This is a genomic window from Haloarcula sp. Atlit-47R (assembly GCF_003665985.1).
In the GTDB taxonomy this organism is placed as follows: Archaea; Halobacteriota; Halobacteria; order Halobacteriales; family Haloarculaceae; genus Haloarcula; species Haloarcula taiwanensis.
The window spans coordinates 1-518 of sequence record NZ_QPLQ01000042.1 but is presented as its reverse complement, the minus strand read 5'-3'; the positions used below and the strand labels follow the sequence as shown (position 1 = coordinate 518).

Below are 518 nucleotides of genomic sequence, written 5' to 3'. Positions count from 1 at the left end.
AGAGGAGCGCCCACGGGTGGGAGGGGTCGAGCCAGCCGCCGTTGACGAGGACGGACGTGACGTGCCCGTCGAGGTAGTGAATCACGTCGGGAAGCCGCGTCTCGCCGTCGTGCGGCGGGGTGCGCCGGAGCGCCTCGAAGACGGCGTCGTCGAAGACGTAGACGCCCGCGTTGACGAGATAGCCCTCGCTGTCGACGGCGTGTTCGTCGATGTCAGCGATGCGACCGTTGTCCTCGACGACGACGCCGTACTCCTCGGGCGTGTCGGACTCGGCGACCGCGATGGTCGCCACCGAGTCGGTCGTCGAGAAGCGTTCGAGCGCCTTCAAGACGATGTCGGCGTCGACGACGTTGTCGCCGTTGCAGACGACGAACGGGCCGGTGACGAGCTCCTCGGCGAGGAGGAGCGCATGCCCGCTTCCGAGCCGGGTGTCCTGGTGGACGAACTCGATGTCCGCGTCGGGGTACGTCGCAGAGAGGTGCGACTGGATGCGGTCGGCGCGGTGGCCGACGACGACG

1 protein-coding gene is annotated in these 518 nt (G+C 68.7%); it reads right to left on the bottom strand.

All coding sequences use genetic code 11. From position 1 onward, the window contains the following. On the bottom strand, positions 1–518 hold a 518-nt coding region (locus tag DVK00_RS20760), incomplete at both ends, for a nucleotidyltransferase family protein (protein WP_147435942.1).